This is a genomic window from Pseudomonas sp. MH9.3 (assembly GCF_034354675.1).
Lineage (GTDB): Bacteria > Pseudomonadota > Gammaproteobacteria > Pseudomonadales > Pseudomonadaceae > Aquipseudomonas.
The window spans coordinates 3,290,805-3,311,388 of sequence record NZ_CP133785.1 but is presented as its reverse complement, the minus strand read 5'-3'; the positions used below and the strand labels follow the sequence as shown (position 1 = coordinate 3,311,388).

General features: G+C 62.5%; 27 protein-coding genes. 9 read left to right on the top strand and 18 right to left on the bottom strand.

Going from position 1 to position 20,584, the window contains the following annotated elements; genetic code table 11:
• Positions 1 to 90 precede the first annotated feature (90 nt).
• Positions 91 to 945, top strand: coding sequence for an RNA polymerase sigma factor RpoH (gene rpoH / locus RHM60_RS14655; protein WP_003234621.1), 855 nt, complete (start codon positions 91 to 93; stop codon positions 943 to 945).
• 109 nt (positions 946 to 1,054) lie between these two features.
• Here rpoH and mtgA read toward each other — a convergent pair whose 3' ends face one another.
• A complete protein-coding gene (gene mtgA, locus RHM60_RS14650) occupies positions 1,055 to 1,777 on the bottom strand; it encodes a monofunctional biosynthetic peptidoglycan transglycosylase (protein ID WP_231422736.1) in 723 nt (240 codons plus the stop codon).
• 74 nt (positions 1,778 to 1,851) lie between these two features.
• Between mtgA and RHM60_RS14645 the strand changes: the two genes are divergently transcribed.
• The 4 genes from RHM60_RS14645 (at position 1,852) to trmB (ending at position 4,079) form a co-directional block, all read left to right on the top strand.
• Positions 1,852 to 2,229 (top strand): DUF423 domain-containing protein, encoded by a 378-nt coding sequence (locus tag RHM60_RS14645; RefSeq protein WP_209985941.1) that lies wholly within the window; start codon positions 1,852 to 1,854, stop codon positions 2,227 to 2,229.
• A 71-nt stretch (positions 2,230 to 2,300) separates the two neighbouring features.
• On the top strand, positions 2,301 to 2,501 hold the full coding sequence (gene thiS, locus RHM60_RS14640) for a sulfur carrier protein ThiS (RefSeq protein WP_057006510.1): 201 nt from the start codon (positions 2,301 to 2,303) through the stop codon (positions 2,499 to 2,501).
• Between the two features lie 48 nt (positions 2,502 to 2,549).
• Positions 2,550 to 3,344, top strand: a complete 795-nt coding sequence (locus RHM60_RS14635) for a thiazole synthase (RefSeq protein ID WP_209985938.1) — start codon at positions 2,550 to 2,552, stop codon at positions 3,342 to 3,344.
• Positions 3,345 to 3,353: 9 nt separating this feature from the next.
• Positions 3,354 to 4,079: a tRNA (guanosine(46)-N7)-methyltransferase TrmB gene (gene trmB / locus RHM60_RS14630; protein ID WP_209985936.1), complete on the top strand. Its 726-nt coding sequence runs from the start codon at positions 3,354 to 3,356 to the stop codon at positions 4,077 to 4,079.
• A 144-nt stretch (positions 4,080 to 4,223) separates the two neighbouring features.
• Here trmB and RHM60_RS14625 read toward each other — a convergent pair whose 3' ends face one another.
• The 9 genes from RHM60_RS14625 to RHM60_RS14585 form a co-directional block, all read right to left on the bottom strand.
• Positions 4,224 to 4,547: a DUF3392 domain-containing protein gene (locus RHM60_RS14625; protein ID WP_057006512.1), complete on the bottom strand. Its 324-nt coding sequence runs from the start codon at positions 4,545 to 4,547 to the stop codon at positions 4,224 to 4,226.
• Positions 4,548 to 4,566: 19 nt separating this feature from the next.
• Positions 4,567 to 5,769: a radical SAM family heme chaperone HemW gene (gene hemW, locus RHM60_RS14620; protein ID WP_322212114.1), complete on the bottom strand. Its 1,203-nt coding sequence runs from the start codon at positions 5,767 to 5,769 to the stop codon at positions 4,567 to 4,569.
• Positions 5,766 to 6,362, bottom strand: coding sequence for an RdgB/HAM1 family non-canonical purine NTP pyrophosphatase (gene rdgB, locus RHM60_RS14615; RefSeq protein ID WP_209985933.1), 597 nt, complete (start codon positions 6,360 to 6,362; stop codon positions 5,766 to 5,768). The genes hemW and rdgB overlap by 4 nt, the downstream gene beginning before the upstream one ends.
• Positions 6,359 to 6,793 carry a DUF4426 domain-containing protein gene (locus RHM60_RS14610; RefSeq protein ID WP_209985931.1) on the bottom strand — a complete coding sequence of 145 codons (435 nt, stop codon included), beginning with the start codon at positions 6,791 to 6,793 and terminating at the stop codon, positions 6,359 to 6,361. The genes rdgB and RHM60_RS14610 overlap by 4 nt, the downstream gene beginning before the upstream one ends.
• A gap of 21 nt (positions 6,794 to 6,814) precedes the next feature.
• On the bottom strand, positions 6,815 to 7,435 hold the full coding sequence (metW, locus tag RHM60_RS14605) for a methionine biosynthesis protein MetW (protein ID WP_003234603.1): 621 nt from the start codon (positions 7,433 to 7,435) through the stop codon (positions 6,815 to 6,817).
• Between the two features lie 7 nt (positions 7,436 to 7,442).
• Entirely contained in the window at positions 7,443 to 8,582 is a 1,140-nt protein-coding gene (metX, locus tag RHM60_RS14600; RefSeq protein ID WP_322212113.1) for a homoserine O-succinyltransferase MetX, read from the bottom strand.
• Positions 8,583 to 8,773: 191 nt separating this feature from the next.
• A complete protein-coding gene (locus RHM60_RS14595) occupies positions 8,774 to 9,361 on the bottom strand; it encodes a YggT family protein (protein WP_057006518.1) in 588 nt (195 codons plus the stop codon).
• A 25-nt stretch (positions 9,362 to 9,386) separates the two neighbouring features.
• Entirely contained in the window at positions 9,387 to 10,205 is an 819-nt protein-coding gene (gene proC / locus RHM60_RS14590; RefSeq protein ID WP_322212112.1) for a pyrroline-5-carboxylate reductase, read from the bottom strand.
• Between the two features lie 24 nt (positions 10,206 to 10,229).
• Positions 10,230 to 10,925 (bottom strand): YggS family pyridoxal phosphate-dependent enzyme, encoded by a 696-nt coding sequence (locus tag RHM60_RS14585; RefSeq protein ID WP_231422732.1) that lies wholly within the window; start codon positions 10,923 to 10,925, stop codon positions 10,230 to 10,232.
• 57 nt (positions 10,926 to 10,982) lie between these two features.
• On the opposite strand from RHM60_RS14585, the gene RHM60_RS14580 reads away from it, so the two are divergent.
• Complete coding sequence (locus tag RHM60_RS14580; RefSeq protein WP_231422731.1) at positions 10,983 to 12,017, top strand: type IV pilus twitching motility protein PilT; 1,035 nt, start codon at positions 10,983 to 10,985, stop codon at positions 12,015 to 12,017.
• 137 nt (positions 12,018 to 12,154) lie between these two features.
• On the opposite strand, the gene RHM60_RS14575 is transcribed toward RHM60_RS14580, so the two are convergent.
• Positions 12,155 to 12,793 carry a C40 family peptidase gene (locus RHM60_RS14575; protein ID WP_209990544.1) on the bottom strand — a complete coding sequence of 213 codons (639 nt, stop codon included), beginning with the start codon at positions 12,791 to 12,793 and terminating at the stop codon, positions 12,155 to 12,157.
• Between the two features lie 268 nt (positions 12,794 to 13,061).
• Between RHM60_RS14575 and RHM60_RS14570 the strand changes: the two genes are divergently transcribed.
• Positions 13,062 to 13,472: an NINE protein gene (locus RHM60_RS14570; RefSeq protein ID WP_169793778.1), complete on the top strand. Its 411-nt coding sequence runs from the start codon at positions 13,062 to 13,064 to the stop codon at positions 13,470 to 13,472.
• Positions 13,473 to 13,630: 158 nt separating this feature from the next.
• Here RHM60_RS14570 and RHM60_RS14565 read toward each other — a convergent pair whose 3' ends face one another.
• From RHM60_RS14565 to gshB, 7 genes are all read right to left on the bottom strand, one after another.
• A complete protein-coding gene (locus RHM60_RS14565) occupies positions 13,631 to 14,902 on the bottom strand; it encodes a dihydroorotase (RefSeq protein ID WP_209985920.1) in 1,272 nt (423 codons plus the stop codon).
• The gene (locus RHM60_RS14560) at positions 14,899 to 15,903 is read right to left on the bottom strand and encodes an aspartate carbamoyltransferase catalytic subunit (RefSeq protein ID WP_209985919.1); all 1,005 of its coding nucleotides are present in this window, start codon (positions 15,901 to 15,903) and stop codon (positions 14,899 to 14,901) included. Before RHM60_RS14560 ends, RHM60_RS14565 begins: the two co-directional genes overlap by 4 nt.
• Positions 15,904 to 15,927: 24 nt before the next feature.
• Positions 15,928 to 16,434, bottom strand: a complete 507-nt coding sequence (gene pyrR, locus RHM60_RS14555; RefSeq protein WP_209985916.1) for a bifunctional pyr operon transcriptional regulator/uracil phosphoribosyltransferase PyrR — start codon at positions 16,432 to 16,434, stop codon at positions 15,928 to 15,930.
• A gap of 73 nt (positions 16,435 to 16,507) precedes the next feature.
• Entirely contained in the window at positions 16,508 to 16,945 is a 438-nt protein-coding gene (gene ruvX, locus RHM60_RS14550; protein ID WP_003234589.1) for a Holliday junction resolvase RuvX, read from the bottom strand.
• The gene (locus RHM60_RS14545; RefSeq protein ID WP_231422799.1) at positions 16,945 to 17,514 is read right to left on the bottom strand and encodes a YqgE/AlgH family protein; all 570 of its coding nucleotides are present in this window, start codon (positions 17,512 to 17,514) and stop codon (positions 16,945 to 16,947) included. Before RHM60_RS14545 ends, ruvX begins: the two co-directional genes overlap by 1 nt.
• A gap of 67 nt (positions 17,515 to 17,581) precedes the next feature.
• The gene (locus RHM60_RS14540; RefSeq protein ID WP_209985913.1) at positions 17,582 to 18,487 is read right to left on the bottom strand and encodes an energy transducer TonB; all 906 of its coding nucleotides are present in this window, start codon (positions 18,485 to 18,487) and stop codon (positions 17,582 to 17,584) included.
• A gap of 76 nt (positions 18,488 to 18,563) precedes the next feature.
• Positions 18,564 to 19,517 carry a glutathione synthase gene (gshB, locus tag RHM60_RS14535; protein WP_057006529.1) on the bottom strand — a complete coding sequence of 318 codons (954 nt, stop codon included), beginning with the start codon at positions 19,515 to 19,517 and terminating at the stop codon, positions 18,564 to 18,566.
• A gap of 237 nt (positions 19,518 to 19,754) precedes the next feature.
• Between gshB and pilG the strand changes: the two genes are divergently transcribed.
• A complete protein-coding gene (gene pilG / locus RHM60_RS14530; protein ID WP_003234584.1) occupies positions 19,755 to 20,162 on the top strand; it encodes a twitching motility response regulator PilG in 408 nt (135 codons plus the stop codon).
• 45 nt (positions 20,163 to 20,207) lie between these two features.
• Positions 20,208 to 20,573, top strand: coding sequence for a twitching motility response regulator PilH (gene pilH / locus RHM60_RS14525; RefSeq protein ID WP_003234583.1), 366 nt, complete (start codon positions 20,208 to 20,210; stop codon positions 20,571 to 20,573).
• The last annotated feature ends 11 nt before the right edge of the window (positions 20,574 to 20,584 follow it).

The window sequence follows — 20,584 nt, the reverse complement described above, 5'->3', positions numbered from 1 at the left end:
TCAGCGGTTTAGGGAACTTGTCCTACGGTTCCCCGGTCAATTTTCGCAGTGCTGAACTGCACGAGTTATGTGAGTCGGAGGTTTTTTCGTATGACCACTTCTTTGCAACCTGCGTATGCCCTGGTTCCGGGTGGAAACCTGGAAGCCTATGTGCACACGGTCAACAGCATTCCATTGCTGACGCCTGAGCAGGAGCGTGAACTGGCCGAGAGTCTCTACTATGAGCAGGATTTGGGGGCGGCTCGGCAGATGGTGCTCGCCCACCTGCGTTTTGTCGTACATATCGCCCGTAGCTATAGCGGCTACGGGCTGGCCCAGGCTGACCTGATTCAGGAAGGCAATGTGGGCCTGATGAAGGCGGTCAAGCGTTTCAACCCCGAAATGGGTGTGCGCCTGGTGTCGTTTGCCGTGCACTGGATCAAGGCGGAAATCCACGAGTTCATCCTGCGCAACTGGCGCATCGTGAAAGTCGCGACCACCAAGGCCCAGCGCAAGCTGTTCTTCAACCTGCGCAGCCAGAAAAAGCGCCTGGCGTGGCTGAACAACGAGGAAGTCCACCGCGTGGCTGAAAGCCTTGGTGTGGAGCCCCGTGAAGTGCGCGAGATGGAAAGCCGCCTGACAGGCCATGACATGGCCTTCGACCCGGCCGCGGAAGCGGACGACGACAGCGCTTTTCAATCGCCGGCCAACTACCTGGAAGACCACCGGTACGACCCGGCGCGTCAACTGGAAGACGCCGACTGGAGCGACAACGCCAATCACAACCTGCACGAAGCGCTGGAAGTGCTGGACGACCGCAGCCGTGACATCCTCTACCAGCGCTGGCTGGCGGAAGAAAAAGCCACGCTGCACGACCTGGCGCAGAAGTACAACGTGTCGGCTGAGCGGATTCGTCAGCTTGAGAAAAGCGCGATGAACAAGCTGAAGCTGTCGATCGCCGCTTAAATAGGTGGGAGGGGGCTTGCTCCCGGTTGCGGTGGGTCAGCTACAGATAAGCTGACTGATCCACCGCTATCGGGAGCAAGCCCCCTCTCACATTGGTTCAGGTGTTGTGTCAGTCGGACCAGGGTGCCTTGCGGGAGTTGTTCAGCTCAAGCAGGTAGCCATCGCCACCGAGTTGATTCATCTGCTGACGAATCCACGCCGCCCGCCGCGCCACATACGCCGTTGGATGGCTGGCGCTCCACACCCGTGGGTTGGGCAACACCGCCGCCAGATAGCTGGCCTGCTGCCGCGAAAGCCCCTTGGCACTCACCCCAAAATGATGCCGCGCCGCCGCCTCTGCGCCAAACACGCCGTCATCCCATTCCACGCTGTTGAGGTACACCTCAAGAATCCGTTGCTTGGGCCACAGCACCTCGATCAGGCCGGTAAACCAGGCCTCCAGGCCCTTGCGCAGATAACTGCGGCCAGACCACAGAAACAGGTTCTTCGACACCTGCTGGCTCAACGTGCTGGCACCGCGAATCGACCCACCGCGCTCGTTGTGCACGATGGCCGCCTGGATCGCGCCGAAATCGAACCCCCAATGCTGCGGGAAGCGCTGGTCTTCACCGGCCATCACCGCCAGCTTGAGGTCGTCGGAAATGTCATCCCACGGCGCCCAGCTGCGTTGCAGGTCAATGGGTTCGCCGTCGAACCACGACTCGACCTTGCGCTCCACCATCAGCGCCGTAAACGGCGGCGGCACGACGCGCAGCAGCAGCACCAGCAAAACGCTGCCGATGGCAAACCATTTCACGACTTTGAGAAAACGACTGAAGAGGACACGCAGCATAGAGATGGCTTGGCCGAACCCGTTGAGCGGGCCATTATACAGACCCTGCCCGATGCGTCTGATTGGAGTTCCACATGCTGCGTAGCTTTCTGATGTTGGCTGCCTTTTTCGGCTTTACCGGCGTGGCCCTGGGAGCGTTTGCCGCCCATGGCCTGAAAAACCGCCTGAGCGCCGAGTACCTGGCGATTTTCCAGACCGGCGTGACCTACCAGCTGGTGCACGCCCTGGCGCTGTTCGGCGTGGCGCTGCTGGCCGCGCATATCCCCGGCCGCATGGTGACCTGGGCGGGCATCGCGTTTGTGGTCGGCATCCTGCTGTTTTCCGGCAGCCTGTACGCACTGACCCTGACCGGCATCAGCAAGCTCGGTATCATCACCCCGTTCGGCGGGCTGGCATTCCTGCTTGGCTGGTTCTTCCTCGGTCTGGCGGCGTGGCGCTTGCAGGCGATCTGACCGAGGGGCTTGGGCCGGCAACGCCAATCAAGCTAGAATACTGGCCCCTAAAAACGATGGCGGCCCCTGGCATGCGCATTCAGTTGAACGGCGACCCCTTTGAACTGCCCGACGGCGCCTCCGTCGAGGCCCTGCTGACCCGCCTGGAACTGACCGGGCGCCGTGTCGCAGTGGAGCTCAATCAGGATATCGTCCCGCGCAGTCAGCACGCCGCCACTGCGCTCGCCGACGGTGACCAGGTCGAAGTGGTCCACGCCATCGGCGGCGGCTAGTCGCCACCTCGCATTCTGCAGAACCTCACCCCATCACGAGGATTTCCCATGAGCATCGTTCGTAGCGACAAGCCCTTCGTCCTGGCCGGTCGTACCTACCAGTCCCGCCTGCTGGTCGGCACCGGCAAATACCGCGACATGGAAGAAACCCGCCTGGCCATCGAAGCCTCGGGCGCCGAAATCGTGACTGTTGCCGTGCGCCGCACCAATATCGGCCAGAACCCGGGCGAACCGAACCTGCTGGATATCCTGCCGCCGGATCGCTACACCATCCTGCCCAACACCGCCGGTTGCTACGACGCAATCGAAGCCGTGCGCACCTGCCGCCTGGCCCGCGAGCTGCTGGACGGCCACAACCTGGTGAAGCTGGAAGTGCTGGCCGACCAGAAAACCCTGTTTCCCAACGTGATCGAAACCCTCAAGGCCGCCGAGACCCTGGTCAAGGAAGGCTTCGACGTGATGGTCTACACCAGCGACGACCCGATCATCGCCCGCCAACTCGCCGAAATCGGCTGCATCGCCGTGATGCCGCTGGCCGGCCTGATCGGCACGGGCCTGGGGATCTGCAATCCGTACAACCTGCAGATCATCCTCGAAGAAGCGAACATTCCGGTGCTGGTGGATGCCGGCGTGGGCACCGCCTCCGACGCTACCATCGCCATGGAGCTGGGCTGCGAAGCGGTGCTGATGAACTCGGCCATCGCCAATGCCCAGCAACCGATCATGATGGCCGAAGCCATGAAACACGCCATCGTCGCGGGCCGTCTGGCTTACCTCGCCGGGCGCATGCCGAAAAAACTCTACGCCAGCGCCTCTTCGCCGCTGGATGGTCTGATCAAGTAAGAGCCATTGATGACTGAATCAAACGAAACGCCGAACACCGTGGACGCTGCCGACGACTCCAAACACCGCCGCATCAAGAGCTTCGTGATGCGCGCCGGCCGCATGACCGAAGGCCAGCAGAAGGGCCTGGAGCAGGGCACGCCTTTGTTCGTGCTGCCCTTGGCCGACGCGCCGGTGGACTACGACCAGGTGTTCGGCCGCTCGGCCCCGCGTTCCCTGGAAATCGGCTTCGGCATGGGTCACTCCCTGCTGGAAATGGCCGCCGCCGCGCCGGAGCAGGACTTCATCGGTGTGGAAGTGCATCGCCCAGGTGTCGGCGCGCTGCTCAATGGCGTGCTCACCCAGGGCCTGACCAACCTGCGAGTCTATGACTGCGACGCGATTGAAGTGCTCAACCGCTGCATCGCCGACAACAGCCTCGACCGCCTGATGCTGTTTTTCCCCGACCCATGGCACAAAGCCCGTCACCACAAGCGCCGCATCGTCCAGGCTTCTTTCGCGGAACTGGTGCGCAGCAAGCTGAAAGTCGGCGGCATCCTGCACATGGCCACCGACTGGGAGCCCTATGCCGAATACATGCTGGAAGTGATGAACGTCGCGCCGGGCTATCGCAACCTCGCTGAAGACGGCAAATGCGTACCCCGCCCGGCCGAGCGGCCGATCACCAAGTTCGAACGTCGCGGCGAGCGGTTGGGGCATGGAGTGTGGGATTTGAAGTTCGAAAAGCTGGCTTGACCCGCCGGCCCTGACTTGAAATGCAATCCAATGTGGGAGGGGGCTTTCTCCCGATAGCAGAGTGTCAGTCGACATTGAAGTGACTGATGTACCGCTATCGGGAACAAGCCCCCTCCCGTTTGTATCTTTGTGCTGAGTTGGAGGTCAGCGACGGTCCGCCACAACCCCAATCAACACCAGCACCACCACCAGCACCGGCGCCAGGCTGTAGTTATTGAACTGGCCCAGCCCGCGCACAATCCACGGCGTGGCGTAGATCAGTGCGGCGCCGCTGCCGATCAGGCACAGCAACGCCATCAAGGGCACGCGCAAGGCGCCGGCGATGCTGCCCAGGCGGCCTTCCACCCAGCCTTTGATGTCGGCGCCGAACAGCACCAGCAAGCAGCCCACAAGGGCCAGTGAGATTTCCGACAGGTTGCTGCGGCTCCAGCGGGATGCGGTGGCGAGCAGGTCGAGTACCAGATCCATTCGATTTCCTTAAGAAGCGTCAGCTCAGAAATTTCTGCAGCAGGTCATTGAGAAAGAGTTGCCCGCGGTCGGTCGCCGCCAGGCGTGACGGTTCGACCTGCATTAAGCCACTTTGTTCTGCGTCGCGGCGCGCCGCGTCGAGGCTGGCCAGGTCGAGGCCGGTGCGTTCGGCGTAGAGCCGGGCGTCGACACCTTCGGTGAGGCGCAGGGCGTTCATCAGGAACTCGAACGGCAGCTCGTCGTTAGTCAGCTCTTTCGCCCCGGCCTGGAAGCTTTTGGCCGGGTTGAGGTAGTCCTTCGGCGTGCGGGTTTTCCAGGTGCGCACGATGCGCCCGTTCGGGTGGCTGAGCTTGCCGTGGGCGCCGGCACCGATGCCGATAAAGTCGCCAAAGCTCCAGTAATTGAGGTTATGCCGCGCCGGGCGGCCCGGTTGGGCATAGGCCGACACTTCATATTGCGCATAACCGTGTTCGGCAAGCAGCGCCTGACCGGCTTCCTGGATATCCCACAGCGTGTCGTCTTCCGGCAACGCGGGCGGCTGGTTCCAGAACACGGTGTTGGGTTCCAGGGTCAACTGGTACCAGGACAGGTGCGTCGGCTTCAGCGCAATGGCCTGGCGCAGGTCGCTCAACGCATCGTCCAGGGACTGGTCCGGCAGGCCGTGCATCAGGTCCAGGTTGAAGTTGTCGAACCCGGCCTGGCGCGCCATACCCGCCGCGCGGACCGCTTCGTCGCCATTATGGATGCGGCCCAGGGCCTCGAGTTTTTGCTGCTGGAAGCTCTGGATGCCGATGGACAGGCGATTGATCCCCAGTTTGCGGTACGCCACGAACTTCTCTTGCTCGAACGTGCCGGGGTTGGCTTCCAGGGTGATCTCGATATCGCTGGCAAACGGGATGCGCGCCTGCACGCCTTCGAGCAGGCGTCCCAGCGCCGCCGCGCTGAACAGGCTGGGCGTGCCGCCACCGAAGAAGATCGAACTCAGTTCCCGGCCGTAAACGGCGTGCAGGTCCTGGTCGAGGTCGGCCAGCAGCGCGTCCACGTACTCCTCTTCCGGTAGCACGGCGCTCGCGGTGTGGGAGTTGAAATCGCAATACGGGCATTTGCGCACGCACCACGGAATATGGATGTACAGCGCCAGGGGCGGCAGCACCGGCAAGGCCGCCCGGGGTGTTTGCGTGCCGCCGTGGATCAGCGGCTGCGCAGAGGTGTTCTGCGTCATTTCAAGCCCAGGCGCTGACGCAGCAACACCATGGCGCGGGCGCGATGGCTGATCTGGTTCTTGTCGGCCGGGCTCAGCTCGGCGCTGGAGACATTGCGCTCCGGCACCCAGAACAGCGGGTCATAACCAAAACCATGCTCACCGCTGGCGGCGTGCAGGATACGCCCGTGCCACAGGCCTTCACACAGAATCGGCAACGGGTCATCGGCATGGCGCACCAGCGCCAGCACGCAGACGAACTGCGCGCCACGCATCGCGTCCGGCACGTCCTTGAGGGCGTCCAGCAGCTTGGCGTTGTTGGCCGCGTCGCCCTTGCCGTCGGCATAGCGCGCCGAGTAGATGCCCGGCGCGCCGCCGAGGAAATCCACCGCCAGCCCCGAATCATCCGCCAGCGCCGGCAGGCCTGAGAGACGTGCTGCGTTGCGTGCCTTGAGGATGGCATTCTCGACGAATGACAGGCCGGTCTCTTCCGGCTCAACCTGACTGAATTCGCCAACCGAGCGCAGTTGCACGGATTCACCGAGCATGGCCTGGAGTTCTTTGAGTTTGCCGGCGTTATGGCTGGCCAGTACGAGTTGGGTGAGGTTCATCATTCGGCCGGGAAAAGTTCTTGGACAAAGTTGAAACTGTGGGCCTTGCCGCCGGTTTCAACGTTGATCGTGAAAGTCTTGTATTCCTGTTGCGGCACCGAGTAGGGCGCGAGGTAGTTGGTCGCGCCCTTTTCGGTGATCTGCTTGAACGTCAGCACTTCGCTCTTGCCGCTCAAGTCCTTGAGGGTGCCCGTCACCTGCGCCGTCACCGGGGTCACGCCCTTGAACACCGACACGTTGATCAAACCCTTGTTCTTGCTGCGTACCACACCCACGGCCTGGGCGGTTTCAGGTTGCAGGAAGCTGGAGGTGAAGGTGTTGTAACGCACGGTGATATCGCCGAATTCCTTGGTGCGGTTGGGATCGATAACGTCGGCGGCCATGGCGCTGGCGCCCAGGCATGCGGTCAATAGAAAAACAGCCAGGCGACTCATGAGCGTTCCTCTTGAAAATGATTAGACGGCAATCTTGTGGTCGGTCAGGCCAGGACTGCTGACCCGGTAGATACCAATTTCGCCCAGCAGGTTGGGCCATAGCTTGCTCGCCCAGCCGTGGCGGTGCTGTTGATCGACGGCAAGGCGGTTGATCACCTTGGCTTCACGCTCGCCGCACAGGGCTTCGAAGTCTTCGAAGGTGCAGAAGTGGATGTTCGGCGTGTTGTACCAGGTGTAGGGCAGGAAGTCCGAGACCGGCATGCGGCCCTTGGTGGCCAGGTACCAGCGGCAGCGCCAGTGGCCGAAGTTGGGGAAGGTGATGATGCACTGGCGACCGACACGCAGCATTTCGTCGAGGATGCGGTCCGGGTAGTGCACCGCTTGCAGGGCCTGGGTCATCACCACGATGTCGAAGCTGTTGCTGGCAAAGTTGCCCAGGCCCTTGTCCAGGTCCTGCTCGATCACGTTGATGCCCTTGGCCACGCACTGGGCGATGTTGTCCGGGTCGTTTTCCAGGCCGTAGCCGGTGACTTGCTTGTGGTCGCGCAGCCAGCTCAGCAGTTCGCCATCGCCGCAGCCCAGGTCGAGCACGCGGCTGCCGGCGGGGATCCAGTCTTGGATGATGTCCAGGTCGGCTCTCATGGCGTTCTCACAAAATGATGCGGTTCATGTAATTGCTGAAGGCCTGCAAGTAACGCGGGATCGGGATCAGGAAGGCGTCATGGCCTTGCGGTGCGTCGATCTCCAGGTAGCAGACATTCTTTTTGGCGGCCATCAAGGCGTCCACCAGTTCGCGTGAGCGTGCCGGCGAGAAGCGCCAGTCGGTGGTGAACGACATCACGCAGAAGCTGGCGGTGACGTGCTCGAAGGTTTTCGCCAGGTCATCGTCATGGTTGGCCGCCGGGTCGAAGTAGTCCAGGGCCTTGGTCATCAGCAGGTAGGTGTTGGCGTCAAAGCGTCCGGAGAACTCCTCGCCCTGATAACGCAGGTAGCTTTCCACCTGGAACTCGACGCTGTGGAAGTCGTAGTTGAGCTTTTCGCTCTTGAGGCCCCGGCCGAATTTCTCGCCCATGGAGTCATCGGACAGGTAAGTGATGTGCCCGACCATACGCGCCAGCATCAGGCCGCGTTTGGGAATCACGCCGGCTTCCTGGAACGAACCACCGTGGAATTCGGGGTCGGTGAGGATCGCCTGGCGTGCCACTTCGTTGAAGGCGATGTTCTGCGCCGACAGCTTTGGCGCCGAGGCGATAGCCAGGCAGTGGCGCACGCGATCCGGGTAAGTGATGGTCCATTGCAGGGCCTGCATGCCGCCCAGGCTGCCGCCGATGACCGCTGCCCACTGCTTGATGCCGAGCAGATCGGCCAGGCGCGCCTGGCTGTGCACCCAGTCTTCCACGGTGAGCACCGGAAAGTCGGCGCCGAACGGCTTGCCGGTTTCCGGGTTGAGGCTGCTCGGGCCGGTGGATCCGTTGCAGCCGCCGAGGTTGTTGAGGCTCACCACGAAGAACTTATGGGTATCGATGGGCTTGCCGGGGCCGATGCAGCTGTCCCACCAGCCCGGCTTGCGCTCGTCGGCGCTGTGGAAGCCGGCGGCGTGGTGATGGCCGGACAGGGCGTGGCAGATCAGCACGGCGTTGCTCGCCGTGGCATTCAGCTGGCCGTAGGTTTCATAGATCAGGTCATAGGCCGGCAGCGACCGGCCGCAGGCCAGGGCCAGCGGTTCGCTGAAGTGCGCCACTTGGGGCACGACCAGTCCAACAGAATCGGGGGGGAAGGCAGCTGACATCGACCCTGCTCTCGTTTAAATGAGGCGTAAGTCTAAAGAGCGGGGGGGCCAGCGGCAAGCAAAGGCCTGCGCCAGTGCACAGATACAAATGTGGGAGGGGCTTGCTCCCGATTGCGGTGGGTCAGTCAGCATGTATTTGACTGATGCATCGCAATCGGGAGCAAGCCCCTCCCACATTTTTTACCGCATTGTCAGATCAGACCGAACAGCTCTTTTGGCATGAACGCATAAAACGCCAGGCGCGGAATCACCCAGCTTTGCAGCAGCTGGATGGCGATAAACGCAAAGATCGGCGAAATATCCAGGCCGCCCAGGTTGGGAATCAGGCGACGGAACGGCGCGAGCACCGGCTCGGTGATCTGATACACCAGCTCCGCGCCCGGGCTGCGACTACCCGGTGCAACCCACGAGAGGATCACGCTGATGATCATCGACCAGAAAATGATCTTCAAAAACAGCGAGAACACCCCGATCAGCGCCCACGGCAACAGCAGCGGTGTAAAGGCCTGATAGCCACTGAGCATCAGGATCACCACGAACAGCAGCATTTGCAGCAGCAGCGCAAGCACCAGCGACGACATGTCCAGGCCGAAGAGGCTCGGGATCACCCGGCGCAGTGGCTTGAGCAGCGGCTGCGTGGCCTTGACCACAAACTGGCACAGCGGGTTGTAGAAGTTCGCCCGCACCAGTTGCAGGATAAAGCGCATCAGCACGATCAGCAGGTACAGGCTGCCCAGGGTCTGGATGATGAAGATGGCAGCGTCATTGATTCCGAGCATGTTTGATTACCTTGGTAAGGGACGACTATTTGCCCAGTTGCTCGGCCATCTCGGCCGAACGATGTGCCGCAGCACTCAGTGCTGTTTCAACCAGGGCTTCAAAGCCCCCGGCCTGGAACGATTCGATGGCCGCTTGCGTGGTGCCGCCCGGCGAGGTCACGCGACGGCGCAGTTCGGCGGCGTCCGCGTCGCTGGCGACAGCCATTTTTGCCGCGCCCAGCGCTGTTTGCTCGGCCAGCTGTTCTGCCACGTCATGGGGCAGGCCCAGTTTGACGCCGGCGGCGGTCATGGCTTCGATCAGCAGGAAAAAGTACGCCGGGCCGCTGCCGGACACGGCGGTGACCGCATCCAGTTGCTGCTCCTGCGCAAGCCATACAGCGATGCCCACGGCAGACAGCAACGCCTGGGCCTGGTCGCGCTGTGTGGCGCTGACTTCGGCGGTGGCGTACAGGCCGCTCACGCCCTGGCGCAGCAGCGACGGGGTATTGGGCATGCAACGCACGATCGGCTGGGCGCCGAGCCAGTGGTGCATGCTGGCACAGGTGATACCGGCGGCAATCGATACCACAAGCTGATGCGGCTGCAGGCTTGGCCGCAGACTTTCGCACACAGCCTTCATGGCCTGTGGCTTGACCGCCAGCACGATGACATCGACGCCTTGTATGGCCTCGGCATTGTCGGCGAAGGTCTCGATACCGTGCTCGGCGCTGACGCGCGCGCGGGTCTCTTCGCCCGGGTCGCTGGCGCGGATCTGCGCGGCGTCCAGGCCCTTGGCCCGCAGGCCGCCGATCAGGCTGGCCGCCATGTTACCGGCACCGATAAAGGCAATACGCGTGTCTTTCATGACAGGTCCTTAGCTAAATGAACGTCAGCCATGTGACGGCTGGCCGTAGTCGCGGGCGCCAAACAGCGCGGTACCGACCCGCACCCAGGTGGCGCCCTGGGCGATGGCCGACGCGAGGTCGTGGCTCATGCCCATGGAAAGTGTGTCCAGCGCCAGATTCAGGCTGGCTTGCAACTCGCGCACGCTGGCGAACGCGGCGTCCTGTGCGGCGCGATCTTCAGTCGGCTCAGGGATCGCCATCAGGCCTCGCAGCGTCAGGTGCGGCAGGGCGCTGATGGCGTTCGCCAGGGCCGGCAGGTCGGCGGGCGTGCAGCCGGACTTGCTGGCTTCGCCACTGACGTTGACCTGGATGCAGATATTGAGCGGCGGCAGGTCAGCCGGGCGTTGTTCGGACAGGCGTTGTGCAATTTTCAGGCGGTCCACGGAATGCACCCAGGCGAAGTTTTCGGCGATCGCGCGCGTCTTGTTCGATTGAATGGGGCCGATGAAGTGCCAACTCAAGGGCAGGTCGGACAATTGCGCCTGTTTGCCCAGCGCTTCCTGCAGGTAGTTCTCGCCGAAGTCGCGCACCCCGGCGGCATAGGCCTCGCGCACGGCCTCGGCGGGTTTGGTCTTGCTCACGGCCAGCAGGTGGATGCTGCTCGGGTCACGTTGCACGGCCTCGGCGGCGGCGCGGATGCGCTGGCTAACCTGGCCGATGTTGTCTGCTATCGTCGACATTCAAGATGCACCCGTGGATATGGAGTCCGCGGCATTCTACTGGAAATGGAAAGCCCTATGGATATCACTCAATTGCTGGCGGCCAGCGTGCGCCGTGGCGCCTCCGACCTGCATCTGTCGGCGGGTCTGGTGCCGATGTTGCGTATTGATGGCGAGGTATGGCCATTGGATTGGCCGGTGCTTTCACCACCGCAAGTAGCGGACTTGTTGAGCCCTTTGCTCAATCAACACCAGCAAAAGGATTTCGAAACATCTCTTGAAACGGATTTTGCGTTCGAGCTGCCGGGCGTGGCGCGGTTCCGGGTAAACGTATTCCAGCAGTCGCGTGGCGTGGGGGCGGTGTTTCGCACCATTCCCTGCGAGGTCCGGAGCCTGCAAAGTTTGGGGCTGGGCGAAGTCTTCCAGCGCATCGCCCGCTTGCCGCGCGGCCTGGTGCTGGTGACCGGGCCCACAGGCTCGGGCAAGTCCACCACGCTGGCGGCGATGATCGATGACCTCAATCGGCATCGGCGCCAGCACATCCTTACGCTGGAGGACCCCATCGAGTTTATCCACCGGCCGAACATGGCCTTGATCAGCCAGCGCCAGGTGCACCGCGATACCCACAGCTTCTCGACGGCGCTGCGCTCGGCGCTGCGCGAAGACCCGGACGTGATCCTGATCGGCGAACTGCGCGACCTGGAAACCATTCGCCTGGCGTTGACGGCGGCGGAGACCGGGCACCTGGTGTTCGGCACCCTGCACACCACCTCGGCGGCCAAGAGCGTGAACCGGCTGGTGGATGTATTCCCGGCGGGGGAAAAGGCCATGGTGCGCTCGATGCTGGCGGAATCGCTGCAGGCAGTGGTGTCACAGGTGCTGGTCAGGAAACCTGGCGGTGGGCGCGTGGCGGCCCATGAAATCATGCTGTGCACGCCGGCCATTCGTAATCTGATCCGCGAGGACAAGGTGGCGCAGATGGTTTCGGCGATTCAGACCGGCGGGGCGGTGGGGATGAAGACGCTGGACATGAGCCTGAAGGCGCTGGTGAGCGAGGGGCTGATCAGCCGGGAGGACGCACGCGAGAAGGCAACGGTGCCTGGGGATATATAGGTCTCAAGGACAATGAAACCCAAATGTGGGACGGGGCTTGCCCCCGATAGCGGTGTACCAGTCAGCTCATCTTTAGCTGACCCACTGCCATCGGGAGCAAGCCCCCTCCCACATTTACTGCCTATGAGCCTGGAAAATCAGCGCTGCACGATCCGCAGGTTGTTGTTCTGCTCTTTGGGCAGCACGCGCTTGGCGATCACGTAGTTCTTGTCCCAGAACGGCTTTTTCAGCGTGTCGATGCTCACCGACTTGCCACGGCGTGGTGCGTGGATGAAGCGGTCGTTGCCCAGGTAAATGGCAACGTGGTTAACCTGGCGGCTCTTCAGCTTGAAGAACAGCAGGTCGCCCGGCTTCAGGTCCTTGCGGTCAACCTTCTGCCCGTGGCCGGCGGCCATGGCGTTGGAGGTACGCGGCAAATCCACCGCCTTGACGTCATTGAAGGCATATTTCACCAAGCCGCTGCAGTCGAACCCTTTACTTGGGCTGCTGCCGCCCCAACGATAAGGAGTACCGAGCACATTCACGGCGCGGCTGAGAACGGTGCTGCTCTGTTTGGCGTTGCCGGCCATCAGCGCTGGAGTGGCTTTACCGTGTGCCTTGCTCAGTTGAGTCGGGCGCTTGACGGTCAGCTTGGCTGATTTGGCGTTGACTGGGGTGCTATGAACTTTAGGGGTGAAACCGTTAACGTTGGGAAGACGTTGCTCACGATTGGTGGCGTGGGCGGCCAGTGGCATTAATAGGCAGATGGTTAGCCATGTCTTGAAGAAAGGTCGCATTCGGCGTGGCTCATATGGGTTAGCGCGCAACTTTATAACAGCTTTTTGTGTCGATCTCAGGCCGTTTGTCGACTGGACCTTGACGGCAAAATCAGGAAAACGGCGACGATTGACGGCCATTGTCGGACACAAGTCAGGTGGCATAAGGCTTTCAGGGCAGGGAAGATACCATTTGCCGTACGTCGGGCGCCTGTAAAAAAGTCACAAAGAAAGTGAAAAAATTTATCTATCGAGGCAAATGAGGTACGCGATGAACACCTATCAACAGATTGGCCAGCAGCAAGACACCCACAGCAAGGTGATCGGTTACCTGCTGTGGATTTTCGGCTTTACCGGCGCCCATCGCTTTTATTACGGCAAACCCGTGACCGGAACGATCTGGTTTTTCACCCTGGGCTTACTGGGTATCGGCTGGCTGATCGACTTCTTCCTGATCCCGGCCATGGACCGTGAAGCCGACCTGCGTTTTACCGCCGGGCCTGTCGAATACAACATTGCGTGGATTCTGCTGGCGTTTCTGGGCGTGTTCGGTGTGCACCGCATGTACCAGGGCAAATGGATCACCGGCCTGATCTACCTGCTGACCGGCGGGTTGTTCCTGGTAGGGGTTTTGTATGACTTCTGGACCTTGAATACGCAGATTTCGATCCGCAATGCCGAGCGCAACAGCGGCCGATAAATCGCGTAACCCTGATGGCGCTCATAAGCCTGATGGAGCTCAAATGTGGGAGGGGGCTTGCTCCCGATAGCGGTGGACCCGTCAGCTCATCTGTTGCTGACCCACTGCAATCGGGAGCAAGCCCCCTCCCACATTTACTGTGCCCACTGTAGATAGGCTTAGGCCTGGTAGCTGATGCGGCCGTCGACCAAGGTATAACGCACCGTCGCCGGCAGGCTATGCCCGATAAACGGGCAATTCTCACCCTTGGACAACCAATGCTCCCCGGCAATCGTCGAGCTGGCCGGGTCAAAGAGCACCAGGTCCGCCGCCGCACCCACTGCCAGTTTGCCCGCCGGCAGGCGTAAGGCCTCGGCCGGGCCGCTGCTCAGGCGTGCCAGTAACGTCGGCAAGTCCAGCAAGCCGTCTTCCACCAGGGTCATCGCCAGGGGCAGCAACAGCTCAACGCTGCTGATACCCGGCTCGGTCGCGCCAAATGGCGCCAGCTTGGCGTCGCGTTCGTGGGGCTGGTGATGGCTGGAAATCGCCGAGACCACGCCGGATTTGACCGCCGCCCGCAAACCCTCGCGGTCGGTCAATGTGCGCAGTGGCGGCTGCACGTGGTACAGGCTGGAGAAGTCGATCAGCGCTTCATCCGTGAGGATCAACTGGTACAGCGCCACGTCCGCCGTCACCGGCAAGCCACGGGCCTGGGCCTGGGCGATCAGGGCAACCCCGCGTGCGCTGGTCAGCTGGCTGAAATGCGCGCGCACGCCGCTTTGTTCCACCAGCAGCAAGTCGCGCGCCAGGGCCACGGTCTCGGCGGTTTCCGGGATGCCGGGCAGGCCGAGGAAGCTGGCCACGGCGCCCTCATGGGCCAGGCCGCCTTCGGCCAGGTCGCGGTCCTGGGAATGGAAGATCACCGTCAGGTCGAACGTGGCCGCGTATTCCAGGGCACGGCACAGGGTGCGGGTGCTGCGAAAGCTCTCCAGGCCGTTGCCGAAGGCCACGCAACCGGCGTCGCGCAGGGCGATCAGCTCTGCAAGCTGCTCGCCGTCCAGGCCTTTGCTCAGCGCGCCGATGGGGAACACCTTGCAATTGCCGGCCTCGCGGGCGCGGTCGAGGATCAGCTCGGTCACCGCCGAGGTGTCCAGCACTGGCTTGGTGTGCGGCGGGCAGCACAGGCTGGTCACCCCGCCGGCAGCGGCGGCGCGGGTTTCGCTGGCGATGCTGCCCTTGCGGCTGTAGCCCGGCTCGCGCAGGGCGACGTTCAGGTCCACCAGGCCCGGCGCGGCTACCAGGCCGTTGGCGTCGATGGTTTGGCTGGGGCTGAAGCCGCCGGGGGCGGCGCCGATGGCAATGATCTTGCCGGCTTCCAGATGCAGATCGGTGACGTGATCCCGGCCACTGGCCGGGTCGATTACGCGCGCGCCAAGAATGCTGAGCTTCACTGGGCGTTCTCCTGCTCGAATTGACGTTGCGCGGTTTGCCCGCTCATGGCCATGGACATCACCGCCATGCGCACGGCGATGCCGTAGGTCACCTGGTTGAGAATCACCGACTGGTTGCCGTCGGCCACCGCCGACTCGATCTCCACGCCCCGGTTGATCGGGCCCGGGTGCATCACGATGGCATCCGGTTTCGCGCCGGCCAGGCGTGCGGTGGTCAGGCCGAACAGGCGGTAGAACTCGCCCTCGCTCGGCAGCAGGCCACCGGACATGCGTTCGCGTTGCAGGCGCAGCATGATCACCACGTCCACGTCCTTGAGGCCTTCGGTCATGTTGGTGTAGACCTTGACGCCGTATTGCTCGATGCCGATCGGCAGCAGGGTCTTGGGCGCAATCACGCGGATATCCGGGCAGCCCAGGGCTTTGAGGGCCAGCATGTTCGAGCGCGCCACACGCGAGTGCAGGATGTCGCCGACGATGGCCACCGAAAGGTTTTCAAAGCTGCCCTTGTGCCGCCGGATGGTGAGCATGTCGAGCATGCCCTGGGTCGGGTGGGCGTGACGGCCGTCGCCGCCGTTGATGATCGCCACCTGCGGGCACACGTGCTCGGCGATGAAGTGCGCGGCGCCGGAGTCGCCGTGGCGCACCACGAACATGTCGGCGGCCATGGCTTCGAGGTTGCGCAGGGTGTCGAGCAGGGTTTCGCCCTTGCTCGCCGACGAGGTGGACACGTTCAGCGTGATCACGTCGGCCGACAGGCGCTGGGCCGCCAGTTCAAAGGTGGTGCGGGTGCGCGTGGAGTTCTCGAAGAACACATTGCAGATGGTCTTGCCGCGCAGCAGCGGGACCTTCTTCACCGCGCGCCCGCCGACTTCGAGGAACGAGTCGGCGGTGTCGAGGATTTCGGTGAGCAGTTCGCGAGGCAAACCGTCGAGGGACAAGAAATGTTGCAACTGGCCCTGAGCATTGAGCTGCAGCGGGCGCTTGGCATCTAGAGGCGTCATCGCGGGGACTCTTTACAAGGCGGTTTAAAGGGCGAGGTCTTGCAGTTCGAGTTCGAGCGGCGTGGGACCGGACAATTTTACCCGCTGGTGGGCAGCCAAAGACAGTGTCGCGCCGACCACGTCGGGGCTGATCGGCAACTCGCCGGCGTCCAGGTCCAGCAGGCACACCAGCGTCACGCTGGCCGGGCGCCCGTAGTCGAACAGCTCGTTGAGGGCTGCGCGAATGGTGCGGCCGCTCATCAGCACGTCGTCGATCAGCACCAGGTGCTGGCCGTCCACCTCAAACGGCAGCGCCGAAGGTTGCACTTGCGGGTGCAGGCCGTTCTGGCTGAAGTCGTCGCGGTAGAACGACACGTCCAGAGTGCCCAGCGGCGACTCGCTGCCCAGCTCGGTCAGCAACGCCTGGGCCACCCACACGCCGCCGGTGCGAATGCCGATGAAGCGCGGTTCGCTGATGCCACGGTGTTCCAGGTGGGCCGTGAGGCATGTCGCCATCTGGGTGATCAGTTCGGCGGGATTGGGCAGGCTCATGGGGGCTCCTTGGTAGGCCTCGCGCAGGCAAGGTCCGGGCTCAAACGTAAAAAGACGCGGCATGCCGCGTCAGTCAGGATGCAAATAAAGCCGTGTTTTCATCCAGCCAGCCCTGCAACAACAGGGCGGCGGCGATGGCGTCTACCGGGTTGTCGCGGTAGCTGCCCTTCTGCCCACCACGGTCGCGGCGTTCACCCTTGGCTTCAAAGGTGGTCAGGCGTTCATCGTGGGTATAGAAGGGCAGGTTGTAGCGACCATTGAGGCGGCGCGCGAATTTTTCGGCGCGCAGGCACATCTCGCTGGGGGTGCCGTCCATGTTCAAGGGCAGGCCGACCACCACCGCGTCGGGCTTCCATTCATTGATCAGGGCTTCGACCTGATTCCAGTCCGGTACGCCGTTCTGGGCCTTCAAGGTGCACAGCTCGCGTGCCTGGCCGGTGATCACCTGGCCGACGGCCACGCCGATCTGTTTGGTGCCGTAGTCAAACCCGAGGATCAAGCGCAAGGCCATCAGGCGTGCCCCGCCTGGCTGGTCAGCAGATTGAGGTTGACCCGCAGCTTGGCGGCGGCCGCTTCCAGGCGCAGTTCGCTGGCGGTGTTGAACAGGATGTCGGCGTCGAACGGGCAGGTCAGCCAGGCGTTGCTCGCCAGCTCCGCCTCCAGTTGCCCGGCTTCCCAGCCGGCGTAGCCCAGGGTGATCACGCTTTGCTCCGGGCCCACGCCGTCGGCGATGGCGAACAGCACGTCCTGGGAGGTGGACAGCGACACACCGTCCAGGTCCACCGTGGCCTGGAACGTCGGCCCGGTCGGATGCAGCACGAAGCCGCGATCGGTCTGCACCGGCCCGCCGATGTAGATCGGCACGTCCTGGCAACGGGCGGGCGCGTCGATGTCCGGGCGCAGTTGCTCAAGGATATCGGCCAGGTTCAGTTCCTGCGGGCGGTTCACCACCAACCCCATGGCACCATTGGCGGTGTGCTCGACGATGTAGGTCAAGGTCTGCGCAAAGTTCGGGTCGGCCATGTGGGGCATGGCGATCAGGAAGTGGTGCTTGAGGTAGGTCGGGCTGACATTTTTCATGTCCGGTAGTGTGGCGGTGGAGGGGCGACCTGACAAGCCGGGGATGAATTGCACAAGGCAATTGTCATCAGTTGCTGTACAGCCGATCACCCTTGGCGAATTTCCAGGTGCGGATGATTTCCAGGCGGTCCACGTCGTTCAGGTCGCCGGAAAACGGCGCAAAAGGCGCGGCCAGGCGCACGATGCGCTGGGCGGCCTGGTCCAGCAGCGGCTGGCCGGAGGACTCCAGCACCTGCACTTCATACAGCGTGCCATCACGGTTGATTGACACCAATAGGCGCAAATTCCCGTAAATCTGCTGACGCCGCGCTTCTTCCGGGTAGTTCAGGTTGCCGATGCGCTCGACCTTTTTGCGCCACTCGTCCTTATACCAGGCACCTTTGTCGCGCATGGTCGAAGCAGCGTTGAGCCGGTAGATACGCGGGCGCTTGGCGTACAGCTGTTGTTCGTGGGCCAGTTCGGCTTCCAGGCTGGAAATCTCGTCGGACAGGGTCGAGCTGTCGAACGTCGGTGCCGGCTTTGCCGGTTCGGGCTGCGGGTCGGTTTTGGTCTTTTCGCGCTGCACCGGCGCTTTCTGCGGTTTGGGCGCGACGGTAGTCACCGCAGGCTTGGGCGCGGCCTGCCTGACCTCGGGCTTTGGCGCCGGCGGCGGGGAGACCTTATTGACCTTGTTGTCCTGGAAGGGCGCCACTTCAGTGGTCTTGGGCACGGCTTTCTTGTCGAGCGTGCCGCTGCCCTGCTGGTTTTCCTGGGCGAGAAAATCGGCCTTCTCGGGCGCCTTTTCGCTCTTGAACGTGGCGAGGGTGATTTCCAGCGTCTGGGTGATCTGTCTGGGCTCGACCATGGTAAAGCCCACACCGAGGATCAATGCCAGGTGAATCAACGCTGCCATAAACAGGGTAAAGCCGAGCCGATCAGCCGGGCGCACGCCGCTGTGGGAGAGTTCTGGGGGCAGTTCGGGCGGGAGCGTCATGACAAAAAAACCAACATCGCGCGTTTCACAGGTGGGGCATGATAACGCAATGTTGGTGTGTGTCCGGCTGTCTATGTCACTTGGATTGCAGCTTGCGCTCAATCGCAGCCATCAGCATTTCGCCGATGTTCGTGCCAAATGCATTATCGATCTCGCGAATACAGGTCGGGCTGGTCACGTTGATTTCGGTGAGGTTCTCACCGATCACGTCCAGGCCGACAAACAGCAGGCCCTTCTCGCGCAGGGTCGGGCCGACCTGCTCTGCAATCCAGCGATCCTTGTCCGACAGCGGACGCGCTTCACCACGGCCACCCGCCGCCAGGTTGCCGCGGGTCTCGCCCGCCGCCGGAATCCGCGCCAGGCAGTAATCCACCGGCTCGCCGTCGATCATCAGGATGCGCTTGTCGCCGTCCTTGATCGCCGGCAGGTAGGCCTGGCCCATGATCTGCTGGGTGCCCAGCACGGTCAGGGTCTCCAGGATCACCGACAGGTTGGGGTCGCCGGCGCGGTGACGGAAAATCGAGGTGCCGCCCATGCCGTCCAGCGGCTTGAGAATCACATCCCCATGTTTGGCGGCAAATTCACGCAGCACATCGGCACGACGGCTGACCACGGTGGGCGGCGTGCACTGCGGGAACAGCGTGGCAAACAGTTTTTCGTTGCAGTCGCGCAGGCTCTGCGGCTTGTTGACGATCAGCACGCCGGCGCGCTCGGCCTGCTCCAGCAGGTAGGTGGAATAGACGAATTCCATGTCGAACGGCGGGTCCTTGCGCATCAGGATCACGTCCAGATCGCTCAGCGGGCTGTCGATTTCGTCTTGCAGCTCGAACCACTTCCCGGGGTTGGCAAACACCTGCAGCGGGCGCATGCGCGCACGGGCCTCGCCGTCGCCCTGGTAAAGGTCGCGCTGCTCCATATAGAACAGCGTCCAGCCGCGTGCCTGGGCGGCCAGCAGCATGGCCAGCGAGCTGTCCTTTTTATAGGAGATGCTGGCGATAGGGTCCATGACAATGCCGACGCGAACGCTCATGGGGGATTTCCTCTGCAGATAGGCGCATAAAAAGTGGCGTCAGAGTGGCGCTGCGGCTGTTGTGGGTCAAGGAAAAACCACCGCGCGGGTGCCTCGATAGATTGCACCCCGAGACTGTGCTAAAAAGACTGCCACGGCGCACCAGCCCTTGAATTCCAAGGCTTGCGGCGCTCATGCTGTGCGTCATCAGGCAGCACGCACGAAAAACCGATTCGCTGTGGCGATGGTAGAGCAACTATGGAACAGCATTCCAACGCCTTGAGAGTGATGGTGATCGACGATTCGAAAACGATCCGCCGCACCGCCGAAACCCTGTTGAAGAACGTGGGCTGCGACGTGATCACGGCCATCGACGGTTTCGATGCCCTGGCCCGGATTGTCGATCATCACCCGCACATTATTTTCGTCGACATCATGATGCCGCGCCTGGATGGCTACCAGACCTGCGCGCTGGTGAAGAACAACCCGGCGTTCAAGGCGATCCCGGTGATCATGCTGTCGTCCAAGGACGGTCTGTTCGACAAGGCCAAGGGGCGCATCGTGGGGGTCGATCAGTTTTTGACCAAGCCGTTCAGCAAGGAAGAACTGCTGGGCGCGATCAAGGCCTGCGTGCCCGGGTTCGCCGCAGTAGAACAAGCACACTGACGCCGCCCCCGTGGGCCGGCGCCGACCAATGTAGTGGGGAAAACCATGGCACGTGTTCTGATCGTCGACGATTCGCCGACCGAAATGTACAAACTCACCGGCATGCTGGAAAAGCACGGCCATCAGGTGCTGAAAGCCGAGAACGGCGCGGACGGCGTGGCCCTGGCCCGTCAGGAAAAACCCGACGCCGTGCTGATGGACATCGTGATGCCTGGCCTCAACGGCTTCCAGGCCACGCGCCAACTGTCCAAGGAGCCGGAAACCAACGGCATCCCGATCATCATCATCACCACCAAAGACCAGGAAACCGACAAGATTTGGGGCGCGCGCCAGGGCGCCAAGGATTACCTGACCAAGCCGGTCGACGAAGACACCCTGATTGCCACCCTCAACAAGGTGCTGGCCGGCTGACGGCACGCCAT

Coding starts and splice junctions, on each gene's coding strand:
- rpoH (WP_003234621.1), top strand. CDS start 91: ATGACCACTTCTTTGCAACCTGCGTATGCCCTGGTTCCGGGTGGAAAC.
- mtgA (WP_231422736.1), bottom strand. CDS start 1,777: ATGCTGCGTGTCCTCTTCAGTCGTTTTCTCAAAGTCGTGAAATGGTTT.
- RHM60_RS14645 (WP_209985941.1), top strand. CDS start 1,852: ATGCTGCGTAGCTTTCTGATGTTGGCTGCCTTTTTCGGCTTTACCGGC.
- thiS (WP_057006510.1), top strand. CDS start 2,301: ATGCGCATTCAGTTGAACGGCGACCCCTTTGAACTGCCCGACGGCGCC.
- RHM60_RS14635 (WP_209985938.1), top strand. CDS start 2,550: ATGAGCATCGTTCGTAGCGACAAGCCCTTCGTCCTGGCCGGTCGTACC.
- trmB (WP_209985936.1), top strand. CDS start 3,354: ATGACTGAATCAAACGAAACGCCGAACACCGTGGACGCTGCCGACGAC.
- RHM60_RS14625 (WP_057006512.1), bottom strand. CDS start 4,547: ATGGATCTGGTACTCGACCTGCTCGCCACCGCATCCCGCTGGAGCCGC.
- hemW (WP_322212114.1), bottom strand. CDS start 5,769: ATGACGCAGAACACCTCTGCGCAGCCGCTGATCCACGGCGGCACGCAA.
- rdgB (WP_209985933.1), bottom strand. CDS start 6,362: ATGATGAACCTCACCCAACTCGTACTGGCCAGCCATAACGCCGGCAAA.
- RHM60_RS14610 (WP_209985931.1), bottom strand. CDS start 6,793: ATGAGTCGCCTGGCTGTTTTTCTATTGACCGCATGCCTGGGCGCCAGC.
- metW (WP_003234603.1), bottom strand. CDS start 7,435: ATGAGAGCCGACCTGGACATCATCCAAGACTGGATCCCCGCCGGCAGC.
- metX (WP_322212113.1), bottom strand. CDS start 8,582: ATGTCAGCTGCCTTCCCCCCCGATTCTGTTGGACTGGTCGTGCCCCAA.
- RHM60_RS14595 (WP_057006518.1), bottom strand. CDS start 9,361: ATGCTCGGAATCAATGACGCTGCCATCTTCATCATCCAGACCCTGGGC.
- proC (WP_322212112.1), bottom strand. CDS start 10,205: ATGAAAGACACGCGTATTGCCTTTATCGGTGCCGGTAACATGGCGGCC.
- RHM60_RS14585 (WP_231422732.1), bottom strand. CDS start 10,925: ATGTCGACGATAGCAGACAACATCGGCCAGGTTAGCCAGCGCATCCGC.
- RHM60_RS14580 (WP_231422731.1), top strand. CDS start 10,983: ATGGATATCACTCAATTGCTGGCGGCCAGCGTGCGCCGTGGCGCCTCC.
- RHM60_RS14575 (WP_209990544.1), bottom strand. CDS start 12,793: ATGCGACCTTTCTTCAAGACATGGCTAACCATCTGCCTATTAATGCCA.
- RHM60_RS14560 (WP_209985919.1), bottom strand. CDS start 15,903: ATGACGCCTCTAGATGCCAAGCGCCCGCTGCAGCTCAATGCTCAGGGC.
- pyrR (WP_209985916.1), bottom strand. CDS start 16,434: ATGAGCCTGCCCAATCCCGCCGAACTGATCACCCAGATGGCGACATGC.
- ruvX (WP_003234589.1), bottom strand. CDS start 16,945: ATGGCCTTGCGCTTGATCCTCGGGTTTGACTACGGCACCAAACAGATC.
- RHM60_RS14545 (WP_231422799.1), bottom strand. CDS start 17,514: ATGAAAAATGTCAGCCCGACCTACCTCAAGCACCACTTCCTGATCGCC.
- RHM60_RS14540 (WP_209985913.1), bottom strand. CDS start 18,487: ATGACGCTCCCGCCCGAACTGCCCCCAGAACTCTCCCACAGCGGCGTG.
- gshB (WP_057006529.1), bottom strand. CDS start 19,517: ATGAGCGTTCGCGTCGGCATTGTCATGGACCCTATCGCCAGCATCTCC.
- pilG (WP_003234584.1), top strand. CDS start 19,755: ATGGAACAGCATTCCAACGCCTTGAGAGTGATGGTGATCGACGATTCG.
- pilH (WP_003234583.1), top strand. CDS start 20,208: ATGGCACGTGTTCTGATCGTCGACGATTCGCCGACCGAAATGTACAAA.